We start from the raw sequence: 20,030 nt of genomic DNA, 5'->3' as shown, positions 1-20,030 counted from the left end.
TCGCTGATGGAAAAGGAGGTGGGGGAGGCCGTGACGGTGTCCTTCCCCTCGGCAAGTGGCCCCACTGCCACCCCTCCGGAGATGGTGGTGGAGAGGGAGTCCGGTGAGACGGTGAGGCCCAGGTCCGTGATCTGAACATCCACGGGACCCAAGGGAAAATGGGCGTTCTCAAGCTGTTGGTTTATGGTGATGCCCTCAAAATTTACGGCCTCTTTGGTGAAGGTGACGGCATCGAGGATCACCGTGTCCAGGCTTTTCAGCATGGGGTGGTTGAAGGTGGCCTCCGGGTAGAGGGCAAGGGAGAGCCCGCCCTTTGAATCGTATCCGGCCGAGAGGTCATGGATGGTCAGGGTGGCCAACTCCTTGAATTGGTCGATGGGGGGAATCGCGACATCGGTGTCGATGTGAAAGTTGTCGATGCCGGATGCGGAGATGGAGCCGGCCATGGCAAGCTCTAAGTCAAAAAACTGGGGGAGGGTCAGCCCTACTGAGAAATCACCCGCCTGGATGCTGTTCTGGGCAAGGGTGACCCCAAGGCTGTTGATGCTCCCTGAAAAACCACCGGCAGCAGGGAGATCCATGGGGACATCAAGGGCAAATGTTCCAGAGAGCCCGGTGCTCCCCACGGAGATCCCGGTGCCCGAGACGGTGACATCGGTCTCCAGGATATTCATGGCAAGGGCGATGGAGTCCAGGGAGAAGACCATGCCTCCGGGGGTGAACCGAATGCGGCCGTTAATGTCTGAGAACCCGAGGTCGGGTATGCTGGGCAGGGTGGCTTCGGGCAGGGTGAAGGTGAGGGCTCCTTGGGCAAAGGCGAGTACAGGTTGCGCGGCCTCTTCAAGGGTGGCAAAGAGCTCTCCTAAGTCCACGGACCCATCAATATCGGTGAGGGAGACCTTGGAGAGGCCTGGCTTGGACCAGTCCACAGAGAGGCGGATCCCCCGCATGAGGATCTCAACACCCAGGTTTTCCAAAATGGAGATGTGGGCAGGATCTTCCCAGGCAGCGGCAAGCAGGGTGGTACCGGAGAAGCCATCCAACCCGATTTTCAGGTTGTCCACCTGGAGCACGGGGAGGGTAAGGCCCCCGAAGAGGGGCGGCAGGGTGACGTTGCCGGAGAGGGCAAGGCCGCTGGGTGAAAAGCCGAGGCGCCTCACCGCCATCTTAAGCTTCTGGGCTTCGGAGAGAGCGGCAGAGAGATCAAAGGCGGTGTCCAGGGAGATGAGCCCGTCGGTGATGAGGTTGTTTTTCGTGTCCACCTTAAGATTTTCAAAGTCCACGGCGGCCGATAAAAGCCCCGCATCGTCTTTTAAGATGGCGGGAAGATCCGGCATGGGGACGTCCGAGACGACCATGCCGGAGCCGCTGAGTTTGCCGTTGGCGTACTGGGCGTCGGTGAGAAGCGTAAAGGGTCCCATGGCAAACTTTCCGGCAAAATCCATGTCCAGCAATCGAAAGGTGCCGTCGCTGTAAAACTGGGCCGTGGCTTCAGCGGAGGCACCGTTTTCTGTGCCCTGGGCGTTCATGGCGCCCTTGAACCCCACCCAGAAGCGGTCCCCTTCGGCTCCGATTCCCCATTTCTGGAGCACCAGCTCAAGGGCGTCGATGCGGGCCATGGCCGCCGGGGTAAGGGTGTGCCATCCCCCGAGGCCTTCGCCGAACTCAAGGGCATCCTTGTAGATTTTAAGGCCCCGCAACGCGATGGGAGCCGCTGTTTGCGTCGCCTGTTGCCCGGCGGAGGCCACGGCCTCCTGGCCCTGGTTGAGGGCTTGTTCTCCTTTCCTTCTGGCACCGTCCACGGCTTGTTGCCCCTTGCTGCGAGCTCTCTTCCCCGCTGAGGCGAGCCTCTCTTTTGCCTCGCTTTCTGAAAGGGGCATGAAGTCTTTGAGCATGGGGTGGGTGAGGGTGAGGTCGCAGTCGAGATTCACGAAGAAGTTGTCTTCATTGAAGCCGGTGGCGAAGTCGATGAGGTGCAGGTCGGCAAAGCCCTCAAGGGAGATTTTCTTGTCCAGGTTGTCGGCATTAATGGAGAGAGAGTCCAGGCCAAAACCATCGAAATCTGCGGCGAAGTCGAGGGCGATCCCTCCGAAGGCCGGAAGGGAGATGGCGCCTGCAAGATCCAGGTCAATGGCGTTGGCCGCCACGCTGAAAGCGAGGTGCTTCGGGTGTATGGGGAAGCCCTCCAGGTCGATCTTGTCCAGGAGCTGATCCAGGGTGATCTGTGCCTGGGTGGAGATACCGGAGGCGCTGATCACAAGGGGGGTCTCCGCTGGAATAGGCAGTTCAAAGGGCGCGCCAAACCCTGGCACTTCAATAACGCCTGACAGGGAGATGGAAGGCGCCTCCCCTAACGTCAGAGAACCGCCGGGGTTCGTGATGCCAAAATCGGTGCCGGGGATCACAAGCCGCTGTCCGATACTGGAAACGCCACCGGTGACCTGGCTTTGAAGGTTGGATGCTGCGGAACTGAGCCCTGCCACGGTGGATTCTGCTTGGGCAAGGCCCGAGGCAGCCTGTGACGCCGTCTCTCCCCAGCGGAAAAGGTCATCCTGAAACGAGAGGGGATAGGTGACGTCCCCATAGTTTGTCCCCAGCGAAAGGTCGGCATCCAGGTCCGAGATGGAAAAATTCATGGCCCCGGTGTCGATGGCAAAATCAAAGGAGCGGATGGTCGCCGTGATATCGTTGGGGTCGTCAAAGAGGGTCCAGGAGAGGGGGGACGCTGGCTTGACGGTGCCGCTGGTTGAGAATCCGTCTTCGCCCAGGGACAAGGTGTCAATGGAGACCGCGTCGATACCGGGGAACCCTTTAAGTTTAATTTCGGCATCGGCCAGGGCCGCTTCCGGCGAGAAATGGAGGGCCTTTAAGCGGATGTCGGCCAGGGGCAGGGGCATGTCCAGGGCATCGGGCAGGGGCACGTCAATGACGCCGGAGAGGATCTCCCCGCCGCTTGCCGCAAGGTTGGTAAACCGGACATCGAGGTTGAGTTTGCCTTCGGCATCCTTCAACAGGGCCGGAAGGGAGGGGATGGCCGCGTTGGAGACCAGCACCCCGCTGCCGCTGATTTTTCCACCCGAGAGCACCGCGTCGGTGTGAAGGGTAAAGGGCCCCATGGCAAGGGAGGCGTTGGCGGCAAAGTCGAGGATTTCGAAGCGGCCGTCAAGATAGAACTGAGCCGTCGCGCGGGCGTTGGAGGCAAAGCCCGCTCCGCCTGTGCCCACCGAGCCTTTGACTCCGGCCCAGATGGAGCCGCCGGAGGCCCCCAGGCCCCAGGACTCGGCCGAGAGGGAGAGCCCATCCATGGTGGCGCTCATGGGGGCGGAGAAGCTGTGCCATGCTGTAGAGACGGCTGGGAGCTCCACGCGGTCTTTCAGGATCTTTAAGTTGCGGAAGGCAAACGGGTGACGTGGCCTTGCCGCCTTCCTTGCTCGGATTGCCGCTTGTTTGCCCCTGCTTCTCCCTTTGGCCGTGTTTTTTTTCAGGCCAGAGGTTTTATCCTGGATGCCATTTTTGGCCATGACAGATGCCTCATGGGTTCCCCCGGAGAGGTTGGGGATGGGGGTTCCCATGCGCGCACTGTCGAGTTTATTGAAATACGATTGGGCTTTTTCCCCGAAATCAGCCCCCGTGCTTGCAGTAAGCCCCTGCAGGGAGGGGTGGGTGATCTCCAGGTAGCCGTCTAAAGAGACGGAGACGCCGTCGGTGGTGACGGCAATGGCGGTTTTGCTTAGGTGAAGGTCGGCAAACCCCGGCACCGGGATCACCTGGGGGCCGATCTTTGTCTTGATGCCCGTAAGTCCCGAGTTCCGAATGTCGGCCGTGAAGCCAAGGGCCGCCCCTCCTAAGCGCTCCAGCGCTATAGATGCCGTCATCTCGCCTGAGATGTGATTGTCCTCGATGCCGAGGGCAAGGGTTTTGGCCGTCGCTGTGAAATCGTGGAGGGGAAAGTCTTTGTTTAACGCCGGAAGGACGATGCGCCCTTGGGTGGAGATACCCGCTGGGGTCATCCGAAGGGCAGTGTCACCGGTGAGGTCGAGGGAGAAGGTCTTGTTGAAGACGGGGATCTCCAGGTTTCCGGAAAGGGTGAGGCCCGACAGGCTGTTTTCGATGGTGCCGCCGATGTGGGACACCTGGACGGGGGTCCCGGGGATGGTGAGGGTGCCCAGCTCGCTTCCGGCCTCGCTGCCCCAGGTCCAGGTATTGTTGGCAAAGCTCACCGCCTGATTTTTCATCTCCCCGAAGGCGGGGCCGAATTTCAGGGAGGCGTTCACGTCCCTGATGGCAAGGCTCGGCGCCGAGGTGTCGATATCAAGGGTCAGCCCCCGAAGGAGGAGATCCACCCCGTGGTCTCCTTGAAGCAGGTGAATGGGATGAACTCTGCGGTATCTTTGGTAGCGCAGGGTCCCCTTGATTCCCTTTGGTGTGAGGGAGAGCCCGCGTACCGGGATGGTGGGGATGTGGATCCCTTGGGTCAGGGAGAGCGATCCTGCAAGCTCTGCGCCCGTGGGGGAAAAATGGATGGAACGGATTTTGAGTTTGATGGCCTCGAGAAGGTCAAGGTCCATGGAGACAACGGCCTGGATGCTGCCCGACTCAATTTTTTCCATGGCCGCATCCGGTTTCAGCCCGGAAAAACTCACCTCAAGACCCGGCTTTTCTCCTTTGCTGGTTTTGGGCAGGTGGGCGTTGAGAAACCCAAGATCAAGGAAACCTCGCCCTTTCAGTCCCTCGTCGGTGGCTTCCGCAAGGGCCGATAAGGTAAAGGGCCCCATGGCGAGCACCACCTCTTGAAGCCCGTGAAAACCACCGCCTGGCCGGGGCGCTTCGGCGGTGGCCACACGAATGCCGAAGGCATAGGTCCGCTCTATGTCTGGCCGAAACGAAAAGGCCCAGTCTCCGTGCCCTTCAGTCCGCTTCCAGGTATCCCCCCCATCCAGAGTGATCTCCACGGCAAGGGCTTCCACAGGGATCTTCGGGTGTTCGCTCTCCAGAATTCCCCTGAACTCCACGGTCCCATTCCTCAGGTCCTCCGGATAAAAAACAATCTCGTTTTCATCCAGGTCTTCAAAATAGGCCCCGTTGACCGTCACCGCGTCAATGTAGCCGAGATCTTCCCCCTCGTAAGCAAAGGATAGGGACACGCCGAAGATCAGCAGAAGAAAAATGGAGAGGGCCAGGTGGGTGCGTCGGGTCATGGTGTCTGCCTTGTGTGGGAAAAATCAGTCTTCTATGGTCAAAGTGCATAAAAAAAACAGCCTCCGGCGGCAAGGTGAGGCCACCTTGAAAGCGGGTTTGCGAATGCTCTACGGTTGTCGGTACTTCGGGCACCTCGCGTCCGCATTCGCGTGAAGGGTGACGGTGTGCCCCGTACGTCGCAAGCCCTTGAGCTGCCAGTGCTTCCGTGCCAACAGACGGGTTGACATTAATCGGAATAACTCCGGCGGCGAGGTGTGCCACCTCGAAAGTGGGTTGCGGCCGGGATTAAATCGCCGTGACAAGAGAGCCCTTCGAGCAACATGAAGACGCTTGAGTAGCCCCTGCCGTTAATCACGGGCGCAGCCCGTAAGTGAATGTGATCGGCCTGAGGAATCCGCCGACGCCCTCTTCTAAGTCTCATCAGACGAAGAATGATGCCGGGCTAGGGCGCGACAAGCGAAGGCCGGGAGCATTCACGAACCTGGGGTGCAGGGGATTTATCCCCTGCCCGCCGGAGGCATGCTTTTTTATCTTAAAACGAGAAGAGATAGCTCAGCTTGGCCACGTGTTCGGTGGTGGCGGTTTGGTTCTCCGTGTCGAACTCGCGGCGGGCGCAGGTCAGGCGGAAGGCCTTGGAGCGATCGCCGCCTGGGTGGTAGTTCCCGCGCAGCTCGTAGGCATGGTATTCGTTGTCGTCAGCGGCGTCCCGGTAAGCTCTCCGGGTCTGGGCGGTGGCGTCTACGGACCAGACCTTGCCGGCATCGAAGCCCAGGTCCACCTTGCCGCCGAGGCTGGTCTGGTCACCGGAGTCCCGGTCGATGAGGTTGGTGTCGAGGCGGAAGCTCGAGCGGAACATGCGGTTGGCGATGAGGCTTTTTTTCCAGCCAATGGTGGTGCGCAGGGTGTGCAGGTTCTGGTCTTCGGCCGTGCCTGCTTTCTCATTGATGTCCGTGAAGAGGTAGGCGAGGCCGTATTTCCAGCCACTTTTGGGACGGAGGCTGGCGTTGACTTCGCTGATGGCGATGCGTTGATCGGTGCCTGGGCCGTCGGTGGTCTTGTATTGGTTCCGAAGGCCCAGCTCGCCTCGCTTCAGCCAGTCGGGACGCCAGGTGAGGAAGAGGACCCCATCGTCCACGGTGCGGGTGCCCTCCAGTTGGTGATCGAGGTTGTTTTTGCTCTCCTTAAGGGTCAGGCGCACCTTGAATTGACGATCGGGCATCCAGGTGGTGTCGGCGGCGTAGCGTTCGGTGTCGGCGTTGGCCGTGGCCACCACCGGTTTGAAGTCCGGGTCGATGCGCTCGTAGTTGAGGTTGAGCCGGAGGGATTTCGGCAGGGGCTTGGTCAGGAGCTTGATCTTGACGGCCCCGGCGTTTTCTTTTTCATGGTCGTCATTGGCATCGCTTCGGGTAAAGGCCGTCTCTCCGCGCGTGGAAAAATAGCGGTTGAAGCGCCAGTCCCAGAGGATCCCGGAGGTGATGGCCTCGGAAGGGGCCAGGGCGTTTTTTTTGTCGGCCTCGCTTAGATCGTCATTTTCTTTGTCGGTGACGGCAGCGGCGGCAAAGGCGATCCGCTTGCCGGTGCCGAAGTTGCCCAGGGCTTTTAAGCCCGTCACATAGCGGTCCACGCTGTCGGTGTCGTCCGGCCCATAGATATCGTACCAGGAGGACTTGACGATGCCGCCGATGGCCCTGGCTTCCCAGCCTTTGGAGGTGGTGCCGCTTTTGTAGCCCACCTTGGTGCCCTTAAGGGCGGTGGAGAGGACCATGGGGTTAAAGGAGGCAGCCACGTCCCCCAGCTCCACGCTGGCCTTGGAGGTGCGGTAATACCCGTTTAAGTAAAGGAGCCGGGCGTCCCGGTCGTCCACTTGCTTGTCGTTGGTGGCCCGTCCCCGCAGGTTGACCCCCAGGCTTTTGCCATCACGGCGCCGGGCAAGGCCCACGGAGAGCTCCTGGCGAAAGGAAGTCCCTTCGTCCAGGGTGGTGTCGGGGGCATCGGATTCTTTCCATTCTACGGTGGTTTCTGAACGGCCGGTGATTTTCCAGGACGGTGTGCCGCCCTTCTCGGGCTCCTTTGCCAAGGCGAGGCCGGAGAAAAGAAAGCCGAAGGTTATTAAGATAAGAGACGAAGGATAAAGTATTCTCACGGTGCTTTCTCCAAAAGGCTTTTTAGTTGTGTGCGCAGGTTTGGGGCTTACGCATTTTTTTCGAAGATCATCTCGGCTCAATATGGGATGACTTTGAACTCGAAGGTGTTGTTGTCATATCGTGATTCCTGAAGCGTTTTTTGGCTGTTTACTGTGGATTTGAGGTCGAGGTCGTCATAGCTTCCTTTGAGAAGAACCTCTGTGACATCTCCGGCCTGAATCGGTGAGACATCGCCCGTGGCGATGAGGGCATCGAAATTTCGGTGATTGACGTTGATATCGCAGTTCTGACTCTCGATGGGGCCGTTGTTGCGAACGCGGATGGTGTATTGGGGCTTGCCTTCCTCGTAGTCGACTTCTACAGCGATGATTTCGAGGTCTGGAAGGCCAGGTTCGTTGTTGCAGGTGTTGTTGTACCAGTATCCATTGTTGGCAAGACACGCCTCGGCAGGATCCTGCTGGGTGCTGTTGCACATCCCGTTGTACCAATACCCCCCGACGGCTTCGCAATCGGCCTGTGCGCGGCATGCGTCCAGGTTGGTGCTGGAGCAGGGATTCTCATCACCGGTTTCATCCTCAGGTAATTTGGGCGTTGGATCTGGACCGGGCTTGATTTTAATGGACGGGGCTTTTGCGACGGTGAGGGCCTGCCCCGAGATGGGGGGCGTCTCTTTGCGCCACTCCTGAAGAGACCCGCCGAACAGGGGGGTCCCGGCCAATTCGATGAGGAGGTATTTTCCGTTGACCTCATCAAAGAGAAACCGCGAGTAACCGGTGAGGGTTTTCTGGCGACCATTCTCCAGGGTTTCGTAGCGTTTTTCCCACTTTACGAAGAGAAACTGCTTGATGTGGTCGGGGACCACCCGGTCTACCCAGTAGTCCACCCGATGGATTTCATACTTTCTGAAGTCGCTGTAAAGGGCGTCAGTAAAGGTGATATAATCCTGACGGAATCGGTCGTCGGAAACGAGGTCGAGAAATCCCTGGGGGTCTTCGTCTTCGTAGGCGGCGATGAGTTTCTTGAACACTATCTCGACTTTGTCAGCCCGGGTTTCGTCTTTGACCACAAGGTCTCGGTCGTACCTGACCTCCGAAAAGGCCTGGGTGGCAAGCAGCAGGATGGCCATCACAAGAACCGTTGCCCTGCGAAGCGAATGTGATATCATGGTCCCTCCGTGTTATCATGGTTGTGGGTGCACAGCGTTTGTGTTTTGTGTCATGTGTGAAAATAAAAGAGAGTATAATTCAATGAACTGACTAATCTCTGACACAGTAAAAGAAAGATCTTTTTGATGGCACCTGTGACGCATCGTGGGCGAGTTGATGCATGTGATGGCTGGTCCATGAGTCTTTGAGAGAATAAAAAAGGAGGCCCTGTATGAATAGCTGTCCTTTTTTAGGGTTGAAACTTGGCGGGTGTTTATCATAATAAGTATTCACTATGGTTTAAGTTAAAATGTTGGAGTCGGCACGTCCGGCGGAGAACAACTTTAAAATAAGGGAGCAAGGGGAGAATTATGGGTGTTGTCAGAAGATCTGCAATTCGGTGGGGAACCGTTATTGTCATGACTGTGTGTGTGCTTGGCTTCTGGCATCATTGTTTTGCGGGCAATGAGACGCGGGACTCTTTGTTTCAGAACACCGAAGAGTTGATTAAACAGGCCAAGGAAAAAAGAGCCGATCTCTTCTCCCCTGAGGCCTATGAGGACGCTATGGAGTCCTACCAGGATGCGGTCACCGATTATGAAAAGGGCCGAAATCTTAAAGGGATTCGTAAGGAACTCAAGAATGCGGAGGACTACCTTGCCCGGGCCATGGAGGTGTGTGTGACGGCTGAGGTAACCTTTGCCACGGTCATGAAAGCAAGGGACGACGCATCCGTCATCGATTCTGAAAAATACAGTCCCAAGCTGGCACATCATGCGGAGTCGACCTTTCAGCGGTCGGTGAGCCGCCTGGAAGGCGGCGACGTGGACAAGGCCCGTGAACTTGCCGGGGAGGCAGAAGTTTTGTTTCGTGAGGCGGAGCTTGCGACCATCAAGCAGAGCCTTCTGGGCAAAACGCGCAGGAAAGTTGCCCATTATAAGGACCTGGGGCGACACAACAACGCCCCAAAAACCTTTTTAAAAGCGGCCAGGCTCTTGGAGTTTGCCGAGGAATCCCTGGACAAGAATCGCTATAACAATGCCGAGGCCGTGGCCCTGGTGAAAGAAGCGGAGTATGAGCTGGCCCATACGGAGTTCACCCACATACGGGTCGGCAAACTCGATGAGGCGGAGTACAGCTTTGAGGACGTGATCATCGATATGGAGATGCAGCTGGGGAAGATCGCCGAAGGGCTGGGCGTCGAGCTGATGTTTGACCGGGGCGTCAGCGGGGCCACATGGCAGCTTCTTGATGCGGTGCAGGCGCTTAAGGCCGAAGGCGATGCCAAGGACCGGGAGATCGCCGTCCTGAAGTCTAAAATCGTCGGTCTGGATAAGACGGTGGCCAGTTTGAGCAAACTTGAGCAGGATCTCATGGCGCGCAAACATGAAGCAGAGGAAGCACTGAAACGTCAGAAGGATGCCCAGCGCCTGAACCAGATGAAGATCAAGCGTATCCGCGAGGCCTTTACCCCAGAAGAGGGCAAGGTGCTGATGGATGGAGATAACATTATTATTCGCCTGTACGGCCTCTCCTTTTCCAGCGGAAAAGCGGTAATCGATTACAAATATTTCGCCCTTCTGGCCAAGGTTCGAGACACCTTCAAGGAGTTTCCCGGATGCAGCGTGGTCATCGAAGGCCATACCGATTCCCTGGGGAGCGATAAGGTCAACAAGAGGCTCTCAAAAGACCGCGCGGATTCGGTGCGGCACTACCTCATCGCCAACTCCCTTGTGACGGATGAGAAGATCTCTTCTGTGGGGTATGGGGAATCCAAACCCGTGGCCTCCAATGAAACCCGGGAAGGCCGCGCCAGCAACCGGCGGATTGATGTGGTGATTCTTCCCGGCAGGGGATAATCTGTCTCCTGACAGCTGAGACAGGGTTGAGAAGGGGCGGTTTTCCGCCCCTTTTTGCGTGGATTTGACCTTTGAGGTAAAATAATCTATTAGTTTGTTCCCGGCAGGGCAGCAGAGATAGTTTCACGAAAAGGACGCAAAAGGGTCGCAGGGTATGGGTATGTTTGAGAAGTTGAAACAGTTGTTGAAGAAAAAAGAGACGGGTAAAACCCCTCAGGCGGCGCGTGCAAAGCCTCTGGTCGGGGGGAAAGCTCCCGCTGAACCCGTTCAGGCCAAGCCCGAAGTCCCCCTCGTGAAACCCGACAAAAAAAAGCCCCAGCCCCAGCCCCAGCCTAAGGCTTCAAAGGCCCCGAAGGTGGCGCCCAAAAAGGGAAAACACGGAATCTCCGTGCTCTCTTCAGGCCAGGATCTGGCCTCTCTCTTTGATGAGGAGGGACCCCACGACATTCCTCCCCCACCCAAGCCGAAGCTCAAACCCAAACGGGCACCCCGGTCCCTTCCGGTGGCCCCCCGTCCCGTGAAGAAAGCGAAAAAGCGAAACAGGAACGGGATTCTGGTGTTGTCCGATGAGAAGGACCTGTTTGGCCTGATGGCGGAAGAGGCCGAGCGGGAAGGGGACCGCGTGGTGCCCTCGACCATGAAGCGGACCAAGCCCGAAGAGCTCCCCACCGCAAAAAAAACCCAGAGAGATCGCCACGGCCTGCCAATTCTGGGGCAGGGAGAGATTCCCGCCTCCGATGAGAGCGGGGAGTTTGCCTCCCTCCTCGAAGCCTCCCTGTCAGAAAAGAGCGCAGAGGTCCTGCTCAGCGAGAAGGTGGACAAGGTGGAACAGGCCCGCGCCATCACCCTGAAACAGCGGCTTAAACGGTACCCCGCCCCCCAGGGCCAGCTGGATCTCCACGGCTACACCGCCGCCAAAGCCGATCAGACCGCCGAACACTACGTCCGCAGAGCCTTCTCCGTCGGCACCTACACCCTTCGCCTGATCGTGGGCAAAGGCCTCCACTCCGAACACGGCGCCGTCCTCCCCGACACCATCGCCGACCGCCTGACCACCCTCAAACAGGAAGGCATCGTCCTTACCTGGCTGTGGGAGAAAGGCAAAAAATCCAAAAGCGGATCCATCCTCGTCTATTTGAATAACTACGATTCTTCCCGACATGGCCGGTAAATCGGGGACGGCGATAAAAAGCCGGCCTCCGGCGGCAAGGGTGGCGAAGCCACTGTAGCGAAAAACCACCTCGAAAGCGGGTTTGCGAATGCGCATCGGGAGGCGTATCTCGAGGCTGAAATGTGTCCGCATTCGCCCGAAGCGTGAGGGTCGGCAACGTGCGCCGCACGTGCGTGAGCTGACGGCTTTTTCCTATCGACTCATAGGTTGGCATGAGCCGGAACAACGCCGGCGGCAAGGTGGCGACGCCACTGTAGCAAAAACCACATTGAATGCGGGTTTGTGAATGCGCTGCGGGTGCCGGGACTCTCAGCCTCTCACGTCTGCATTCGAGCGAAGGGTGAGAGCGTGCATCCTGTGTTACAAAATCTCAGTTTCCGTTTCCTTTCCAAGGTCCTTTTTCTGTGGCCCGAATCCCCGAATTTTTCGTGTTTTATCGTATAAAAGCAAAAATGTTCCCGGTAGGGTTACTATTGTTTCCAGGAATAAGACACTGAAAAGGCAGGGAATAAGGGGGCCTTCAATGAATCTATATTTTTTGCAGTAAAAAATCGTAAACAATGTTTGCGTAGAAGAGAAGGTATTCATATAATGCATCACGTTTGAATCTAAATTGACATCGTATCCTATGGACGGAGGTTTCATGCAATGCACCATTCGCCCCTGAGACAGACCCGTAACCTATTCATAATCTGGGTTGCCCTTTTTTTCCTGATGACGGGAACCCCGGTCCAGGCCCTCACCCCCCTCTCCGACGAGGGGCTCTCTGCGACCCACGCGGCCAATGGGATTCGGCTGACCTTTGATGAGGTGAAGATCAACCACACCGCGACGGAGACGAGGTATATTGCTGTTGAGAAAGGGAACCCGGACTCTTTAGGACGAAATTCCAATTTTTATGGAAGTATCGGCCTTGGAAATTTGGCGATGAGCCTTGGCGTCGATGGGGCCATGGAAATAGAGGCGAAGCGGTTTGCCTTTGACGATCAGGAGTATTTTGTGACGGATGTCTGGAAGACAGGTGAGTTTGAGCATGTTCTCAATGAGGACGATTATCAATTAAAAGATGAAAAGAAAATACCTCAGTTTAATTCAGAAGAACGTCAGGTGGTGGTTCTGGAAGCCTTGGGTGGGTTGGCTAATCCCTTCTTGACGGTGGGCTCTGTGAAGGGAAACTTGCATGCTGTCTACGACACGAGAGACTACGTTATGGGAACCCTCGGCATCACCAACCTGAAACTCTTTGATCAGCGAACAATTCTCTATTCCATGCCCACAATTCATTACGATACGGGTGAGGTTTACAGCTCGGGGGAGGGGGTTGCCATGGAAATCGGCATGCGCCTCTCCATTGATTCGGTGAAAATTGATTCGGATAAAAAAATAACTTTGTTTGAGATGAAGGGAATTCATCTGCGGGAGAGTTTTGATGATCCGTGGTTGGTGAGTGAGAGTGATGACAACACATATCCTACGCCTCAGTCTCCCTATGATTATCTGGGAAAGAGGGAAAAAATTGGTGGGCTGTTCTCTTTTGATGCAGCTGATGTCGAGGAAATGTATGCTTACAGCACGGCAGATCCCGATGGCCTCGGCGGAAAAGTTTTTGATCCAAACGTGTCGAAGGCCTGGGGGACTATGGTACCCTCTTCCACCGTTTCCGTAGATAATATGTACGGCGGCCGATTCATGATCGGAAACTTGAGGCAGTTGAGGTTTAGCGATAATATTGCCGGAAATAAAGAAGTCCCCAAACACTGGAACCATGCTGATCAGCTGACGTGGGATGATTCTGGGCTTGCATGGGCGGATGATAAACAAGGTGCTGGCTTATATTCTGACTCTGTTGATGAGACAGATATTGTCGAACGTCCTTTGACGCTTTCCTTGAAAACAAGGGATGACGGCTCCCAGTGCATGGCACTCAACATGCCCCTTCACGGGTCAATTCGGGTGGAGGAGGTTGTGGGGCATAATTCCAGTGGCGATAACAGCTATTTGGGGGGCAATTCCATGGGGCCTTTGATTGTGGAAGGGCTTCGAGTGAAGAAACTATATATCGAATTCCCAGGGCGAAATAAGACCTATGCCCTCAGGACAGCAGTGGGTGAAAACCTTATTGATATTGATGAAATTGATAATCCTTGGCATGACTATATCTACACGCCGGGGAGGCTCCCTGTGGCTCAGACGATCCCGGATGGTCAGAAAGACTACAATCCTATGGGGCGAGGGGTTGAGGAATATATGAACAGGCTGAGCCCCAAATTAGTCATCCCGCCGTCTTGTGCCGATGCCGACAAATCCGGCTGGGATCAATACAGAACCCGGATTGCCCCAAATGAATATAATTCTGTGGGCGAAAAGATAACGTTGATTAAGGATAATTCATTCTGGCAGATCAGAGAGCCCTATCCAATTAACAGCGATTTTTCTGATTATTATGTCTCTGGCTATGAGTAAATTTCCGCAATGGGGTTGAGGGCCTTGCCCATGCGTTGCGGGGATAAAAAAGTTAGAGGTTTGGTGCGTGGTGTTACCCATGAGTCTGGGTGCTTTGTATTAAAGGGGGAGACAATGAGACGGTTTGATAAAGAGAGAACGATGGCGTGGTTCATTGGGATAGGTCTTCTTTTTTTGTTTTGTGTTTTTACGGGAGAACCCGTCCTTGCTCTTGACTCTTTGGATGATAGTGAATTGGCTGCTGTGGATGCCCAGGCCGGTCCGGTAACCCTCTCTATTGAGCAGGATACGGTTCGTCTCTTTTTTGATACCTATATTGAGACCTATGCAGAGATCGATCAGATTCGGATGGGCTATTACTACAAAGACAAGACGGATCTGGTGACGCGGAAGGGGATGAATCCAGGGACGCATATGGGGTCAGACGGTGATCCGCGACTCATTTGGGGTGAAAATGTGGATGATCACCAACGTTTTCAGGTCAATTACGGGCGCTATGGTGAATCGGGGGATAAGGGCACGTTGACCCCTGAACGCTACGCCATGGAGTATGATTTGGTAAAAGATGAGGAACGGGAGATGGAGTATGTTCCTTGGACGGATGATGATTTGTTTATGGCTAAGTTTAAACAGAAGAAAATACTTGGCATTAAATTAAATATGTGGGTTGACGGGGTGCAGGGTGATAATAGAAAAACTTCTGGCTTTTCAGAAGGCACGTATCAGAATCGAAACTATCTGGATTGGGATATCAACCTGAATAATGTGCGTCTGGGGGCCAGCCCGGATAATCCGGCCAAAATCAATGGCCTGGTGGTTCGTTTGAAATATGACAAAATCAAGGATCCAGAAAATAGGCGACTCACCGACATTATCATCGGCACCAATGATATTCAGGCGGATTTAATGGTGGACCTCCGGCGTGCCACGGGGCTGTACAGTCCCAAAAATGCCTACAGGGCAAGGCAGATGGGGATAGCCGGAATGCTTCAGGGGGATAGCGACCTTGCCAAGGAGTTCAACAGCACCCCCGTCCCGGTGATCCTTCAGCGGGACACCATGCTGATGCTGGTGGACCACTACTATTTCGGGCGGGATTATCGCGTTCCTGATGCCGGTTCGTTTATGTCTGCGGTTCCGGACAACCCCACCAGCAGTAACGCTCATAACGGGGCCTTTTTACGGATTGGACTCGACAGGCAGAGCCCGCACTTTGGGTACCAGGTGATCACCGGGTACAACGAGTTGATTGCCTCCAGCTTTCAATACCGGGGAGAGCATCTGAACGAATCGCTTTATAAATGGTGGAAGGGTGAGGCTCCTTCTGATGCAACCTACAGTTATCCTGAGTATCTTCCACAGGGGGGCTTTTATACGGACAATGAACCGTTATAGAAAGCCTATTAAAAAAATAACATTTTCAGTTTTATGAGAGTACTTTTTCGCCATTGAGGTTGTCATATCTTTTTATGTATATGAACTGGATTTTTCTTCTCTACGGATTTCAGGCATTTCATAATTGTTCCGCTTTAAGTTGAGTCACCCCTCATCACAATCTCTTGTGGACGCCATGCCTTCTGTCGCAGGTTTCGAGAAGGCGGACGCCTTTTCGCCCAAAGTTACGGACGTCCGTATCGCATTCGAAACCCGCTCTCAAGGTGGCACACCTTGCCGCTGGAGGCTGTTTTCTGCGACGGAACTTATAAAAGTCAACGCTGAATCCTGCCTCGCCTCCCTTTCCTTTTCTCTCCAAATCATGCATATTCTTCCATAGATACCATTTAAAATAAGATCAATTCAGACCTGAATTGTCGCCGAAGGCGATAAAGGGGGCCGTGTGAAAAAATGGCTGTTCGGGCTTTTGTTGTTGCCTGTGTTGGCTGTGGCTGTGCTTTGGGTTTTTCGGAATCCCATCGTCACCTATGGGCTTCAACGGGGTGGGGAGGCGTTGGTGGGGGCCGAGGTGTGGGTTGAGGGGCTTGAGGTGGGGCCGTTCAGTCTGGATTTGGCTTGGGAGAGGCTGGCGGTGGCCGATGCCCGGGACCCCTGGAAAAACCTGGTGGAGACGGGGCCTTGCCGCTTGCGCCTTGACGGGCCGCCGTTGCTTGACGGGTGCTTTGTGGTGGAGAGCCTGACAGCGAAAGGCGTGGTGGTGGGGGCGGCGCGTCGGGTGAAGGCTCGGGTGATTGAGGGGCCGAAGCGGTCTGAACAGAGACCTGAGCGCCTCTCTCTTTGGCTTCAGAGACGGTTGGAAGCGGGGACGGCCCGGTTTTCAGGGTTTCAGGTGGAGGATGGGGGGAGCCGGGACAAGGTGTTTGAGGTGATGGGGGCGGCGGACCTTCAGACGCCGATGCATGTGGCCATGGCCCAGGCGACGCTTCAGAAACGAGCGGCGGGGTGGAAGCATCGCCTTGTTGGACGTGATTTTCAGCGCCGTATCAAGGCCATCAGCGAGGCTCTGAAGGCCGAAGATGTTAAGGGTGCCGAGGGCCTGGAGACCTTGACGGAGATGCGTGAACAGGCAGAAGGCCTTCAGGGCGAGCTGGCGCTTCTGAAAGGGGAGATACAAGCAGAACGGGGGGCCGTGGCGGCGGAAGTCACCCGTTTGAAGCAGTGGCAGGGGGCGTTTCAGGGGTGGGCGAAGCAGGACATGGAGCGGGCCGTCGTTATGGCGCACCTTGAGTCTCAGGGGTTGAAGAGGGTTGCCGAGACTCTCTTTTCACATCTTTTGGGGGCGAAGCTGGGACCCATCGCCTCTCAGTTTGAGGGGCTGACCGCCTTGTGCCAGGGGGTTGAGGAGGCTTCGGACAGAGAGGGGCAAAGGGCTGAATTCCTTCCCTGGCCTCGACTGTGGGTGAAAAAGGCCGTGGTAGAGGTGGGAGCTGGGGCCGTTCGGCTGAAGGGAACCGTTACCGATTTTTCCAGCCATCACGAGACGGTGGGAGAGCCGTTTCGATACATTCTGGAAGGGAGTGCGGATGGGGATGCGGGACACCTGGTGGTGAGCGGTGAGGTCTCCTGCCTTGGCGGAGTGTGCCGTCAGGAGGGGGTGCTTCGGGTCGACGAGGTTTTGTTTAAGGAGGTCAAACTTGCTCCGGGGATTCAATTGACGGGAGGAGATGCCACCTTTCAGGCGACCTATCTCGTTGAGGAGGACTCCCCCCGGATGATCTCCCGACTTAACGTCCGCGGGCTGAGGGTGGCGGGAGAGGGCGCCGATCTTCACTGGCTTCAGCAGGCCCTGAAAGGGTCGCTGAGGAGGGTCCCGGGTCTTGAGTTGCAGTCAAAGATGCTTTTTCAGAAGGGCGAAGGGCGCTGGGATCTTTCCAGCAATGTGGACGCCTATCTGAAGGTCTCCTTTGATGAGGCCGTGGGGCGGGAAACCGCTCGGTTAAAGCAGGGGGTCAGAAGAGAGGTCGAGCGGCGCCTCCGGCGGTATGGAAATTTGCTGGATGAGGAGATTGGGATCGCGCAACGTGGGCTTCTCGCGTCCATGGCCCCTTTAGGGAACGAGTTGAAACAAGCCGAGCTTCTTTTGCAGGCCTTTGTGGAGGCGGTGGAAAAAGAGCGCCTCAAAAGGCAGCAGGCCCTTAACGAGCAGAGGATGAAATCCATGATGAAGCTGGCGTTATAATCACGTCAGTTTGCCTCCGGCTACGCAGATAGAAAATCCTTGACCCTCGTTTCGGCAATCAGCGTGTTGAATATCCTTGTACTCTGGAGCGCCGCACTCCGGTGCGGCATGGACGATGAAGAAGGAAACCGTATAACTGGTCTGTCCTTTGGTAACCATGTCGATGTGGAAGGTAGGGTGCGCCGTGCGCACCGCTTAACGTCCGACAAACCTGCAACGTCGAATTTTGTGATCAGTGTTCAGACGGGGCTATCGGTTTGCGTGACGTTGAACGGTGCGGGATCCCCATCCTACGGGCTGAAACGTTTTTGCGAAACTTTTTCCAAAAAGAGACCCGTCAGAGACAGGATGAAGCTGAATGGTTACAAATATCCATTATTGAACACAGCCACAATTTTCATAAAAATGCCGTTGCGATTTGACCCGACAATCCCGCTTTCGAGGTGGCTCACCTTGCCGCCGGAGGTCCAGCGTTTCTTCCAGCCAAGCAAGCCTGGCGTTCCCCTCCCTTCCGGATAGACCACAATAAAATTTTTGCTGTCGGAAAGAAGGATGAATGCATCTTTTTTCGCCTGACCCACCGGGGTGCTTGGATACCCGTGGCAGGAGAGAAGCAGGGGAAGGGCAGGTCAGAATTCGACACGGCCCGTTTTTTATAAAATTCTGGGGGATGAAACGTGCACAATTTATTAAAAACTAACATGTTGAATCGAGTTGTGTCAAAGCTTGTTCGGTGTGGGACGGGGGCGCTTTGTATTCGGGTGTTGCAGTCATCGGTAGAATGGATATTCTAAATGGTGTATATTGTGCCGATGCTGTGAACAATGGTGCTCCTCGGGCGGATGTGATGTGCCCCCGAGGGGCAAAGAGCATTTGCAACCCGCTTTCAAGGTGGCACACCTTGCCGCCGGAGGCTGTTTTTCAGGGAGGTAGAGTTAAGGATATGCAGAAACGACCGGTGGAGGTGGATGCAGGTGAGATGGCGGATATTCTGGACCGCTATCTGGATGCCAAAGGCCAGGTAAATTATGCTGTGAAGATTGTGGGACACCCCGGTATCGGCAAGTCGTCCATCGTCAAACAGGTGGCAGAACGTAAAAATTATTATTTTATTGATACCCGTCTTGCCTTTAAAGAGAACATCGACCTGGGGGGGTATCCGGTTCCCGATCATGAAAATCAGCGCATGATTTATTACCGCCCTCGTTTTATTCCTCCTGAGACGGTCCCGGATGGCTTTGATGGCATCGTCTGGTTCCTGGATGAAGCGAACCGGGCCCATCCCACCGTGATCCAGACCCTTTTTCAGGTGATCACCGAAGGCCGGTGTGGTGAGCATCTTCTGCCCGAGAAGACGGTGATTGTCATTGCCGGTAACCTGGGCGAAGAGGACCACACACACATCACCGATTTTGATGACAGCGCGCTAGATGGGCGTCTGGGTATTTTTCATTTGAAACCAGCGGCGGAGCATTGGTTGGACTGGGCCAGGCGAAGCGGGATCCACCCGGCCGTGGTCCGTTATATTTCCCGGTTTCCAGAGCGTCTCTGGGACGCCGTCGCCATTCATCCCAACCCCAGGGGATGGCATCAGGTTTCCCAGGCACTTCGTCTCTCATATGGTTTGATGGATGAGGAGACTCTTGAGCTGGCCCTCTCCGGTCCCTCGCGGGGAGCCGTCGAAAAGGTGATGGCCTCTCTGGTCGGGGAGATAGCCGCTTCGGATTTTGTGACTCAGATTCTGGCCCCCCGGCAACTCACCACCCATGAAATTCTCTCTGGAGATGAGGCGGCGTTTGCCCGGTTTACTGAGGGCGGTGTCCCGGTGGAGGACCTGCTCTGGGCCGTCTCCGGTGCCGTGACCCGGCTGCGGGATCAACAGATGGCGGGCGATGCAGAACGCCTGACGCCTTTAGGCTTTTTGCTTAAGTATGTGGCGGCATCCCGGGCCGATGCCCGCATCAGTTTTTTTCTGATGCTCTTAAGAGAGTGCGGTATTTTTTCCCAGATGCCCGACGCGGTGAGGGCTGTTTCCGAAGGCCGAGAGCAGGAAGAGATGCTTGCCCTCTTGACCGATGTGGTCTTTGACGGGGAGACGATACCGGCATGAGTCCCTGGGATTCTGTGTTGACGACTCTGTGGAAACGCAGCCGGTTTACCTCCTATTTTTATCAGATGGTGAGCTTTACCGAAGACGAGACCCTGCCCACCCTGACGCTGACGGTTCGGGCCGGGCGCGTGACCCTTCTCTACAACCGGGGTTTTATCGAAGGGCTTGATGCGGAAGCGCGCATCGGACTCCTGGTTCACGAGATGATGCACGGGGTCTTCGGCCATGACCACCGGGGTTTCCGGGACGAACACCCCTACCTGCAGAACATGGCCCAGGACATGGTCATTAACTCCTGGATGGAT

General features: G+C 55.8%; 11 protein-coding genes. 8 read left to right on the top strand and 3 right to left on the bottom strand.

Features of this window, described 5'->3' with window-relative positions; genetic code table 11:
* The 3 genes from Q1Q75_RS20195 to Q1Q75_RS20185 all read right to left on the bottom strand — a co-directional run.
* The coding region (locus Q1Q75_RS20195; RefSeq protein WP_300674496.1) for a hypothetical protein at positions 1-5,198 on the bottom strand (5,198 nt) is incomplete at its 3' end.
* Positions 5,199-5,731: 533 nt separating this feature from the next.
* Complete coding sequence (locus Q1Q75_RS20190; RefSeq protein WP_300674494.1) at positions 5,732-7,342, bottom strand: hypothetical protein; 1,611 nt, start codon at positions 7,340-7,342, stop codon at positions 5,732-5,734.
* 77 nt (positions 7,343-7,419) lie between these two features.
* Positions 7,420-8,508: a CARDB domain-containing protein gene (locus Q1Q75_RS20185; RefSeq protein ID WP_300674491.1), complete on the bottom strand. Its 1,089-nt coding sequence runs from the start codon at positions 8,506-8,508 to the stop codon at positions 7,420-7,422.
* A gap of 399 nt (positions 8,509-8,907) precedes the next feature.
* Here Q1Q75_RS20185 and Q1Q75_RS20180 point away from each other — a divergent pair, with 399 nt between their 5' ends.
* The 8 genes from Q1Q75_RS20180 to Q1Q75_RS20145 form a co-directional block, all read left to right on the top strand.
* Positions 8,908-10,347: an OmpA family protein gene (locus tag Q1Q75_RS20180; RefSeq protein ID WP_300674489.1), complete on the top strand. Its 1,440-nt coding sequence runs from the start codon at positions 8,908-8,910 to the stop codon at positions 10,345-10,347.
* 160 nt (positions 10,348-10,507) lie between these two features.
* Positions 10,508-11,518, top strand: a complete 1,011-nt coding sequence (locus Q1Q75_RS20175; protein WP_300674486.1) for a Smr/MutS family protein — start codon at positions 10,508-10,510, stop codon at positions 11,516-11,518.
* A gap of 714 nt (positions 11,519-12,232) precedes the next feature.
* The gene (locus tag Q1Q75_RS20170) at positions 12,233-13,981 is read left to right on the top strand and encodes a hypothetical protein (RefSeq protein ID WP_300674483.1); all 1,749 of its coding nucleotides are present in this window, start codon (positions 12,233-12,235) and stop codon (positions 13,979-13,981) included.
* A 114-nt stretch (positions 13,982-14,095) separates the two neighbouring features.
* On the top strand, positions 14,096-15,376 hold the full coding sequence (locus Q1Q75_RS20165; RefSeq protein WP_300674481.1) for a hypothetical protein: 1,281 nt from the start codon (positions 14,096-14,098) through the stop codon (positions 15,374-15,376).
* A 442-nt stretch (positions 15,377-15,818) separates the two neighbouring features.
* On the top strand, positions 15,819-17,615 hold the full coding sequence (locus Q1Q75_RS20160; protein ID WP_300674478.1) for a hypothetical protein: 1,797 nt from the start codon (positions 15,819-15,821) through the stop codon (positions 17,613-17,615).
* Positions 17,616-17,723: 108 nt separating this feature from the next.
* Positions 17,724-18,134 (top strand): hypothetical protein, encoded by a 411-nt coding sequence (locus Q1Q75_RS20155; protein ID WP_300674476.1) that lies wholly within the window; start codon positions 17,724-17,726, stop codon positions 18,132-18,134.
* Between the two features lie 424 nt (positions 18,135-18,558).
* Positions 18,559-19,725, top strand: a complete 1,167-nt coding sequence (locus Q1Q75_RS20150) for a hypothetical protein (RefSeq protein ID WP_300674473.1) — start codon at positions 18,559-18,561, stop codon at positions 19,723-19,725.
* A partial coding sequence (locus Q1Q75_RS20145; protein ID WP_300674470.1) for a hypothetical protein occupies positions 19,722-20,030 on the top strand: 309 nt, incomplete at its 3' end. The genes Q1Q75_RS20150 and Q1Q75_RS20145, both read left to right, overlap by 4 nt.

This window comes from Desulfoluna sp. (genome assembly GCF_030145185.1).
In the GTDB taxonomy this organism is placed as follows: Bacteria; Desulfobacterota; Desulfobacteria; order Desulfobacterales; family Desulfolunaceae; genus Desulfoluna.
The sequence above is the reverse complement of the archived record's forward strand: the minus strand, read 5'-3'. Positions and strand labels throughout refer to the sequence as shown.

What these genes read in the sequence shown, in the direction of transcription:
- Q1Q75_RS20185 (WP_300674491.1), bottom strand. Translation starts at nt 8,508, where the DNA reads ATGATATCACATTCGCTTCGCAGGGCAACGGTTCTTGTGATGGCCATC.
- Q1Q75_RS20180 (WP_300674489.1), top strand. Translation starts at nt 8,908, where the DNA reads ATGACTGTGTGTGTGCTTGGCTTCTGGCATCATTGTTTTGCGGGCAAT.
- Q1Q75_RS20175 (WP_300674486.1), top strand. Translation starts at nt 10,508, where the DNA reads ATGTTTGAGAAGTTGAAACAGTTGTTGAAGAAAAAAGAGACGGGTAAA.
- Q1Q75_RS20170 (WP_300674483.1), top strand. Translation starts at nt 12,233, where the DNA reads ATGACGGGAACCCCGGTCCAGGCCCTCACCCCCCTCTCCGACGAGGGG.
- Q1Q75_RS20165 (WP_300674481.1), top strand. Translation starts at nt 14,096, where the DNA reads ATGAGACGGTTTGATAAAGAGAGAACGATGGCGTGGTTCATTGGGATA.
- Q1Q75_RS20155 (WP_300674476.1), top strand. Translation starts at nt 17,724, where the DNA reads ATGGACGATGAAGAAGGAAACCGTATAACTGGTCTGTCCTTTGGTAAC.
- Q1Q75_RS20150 (WP_300674473.1), top strand. Translation starts at nt 18,559, where the DNA reads ATGCAGAAACGACCGGTGGAGGTGGATGCAGGTGAGATGGCGGATATT.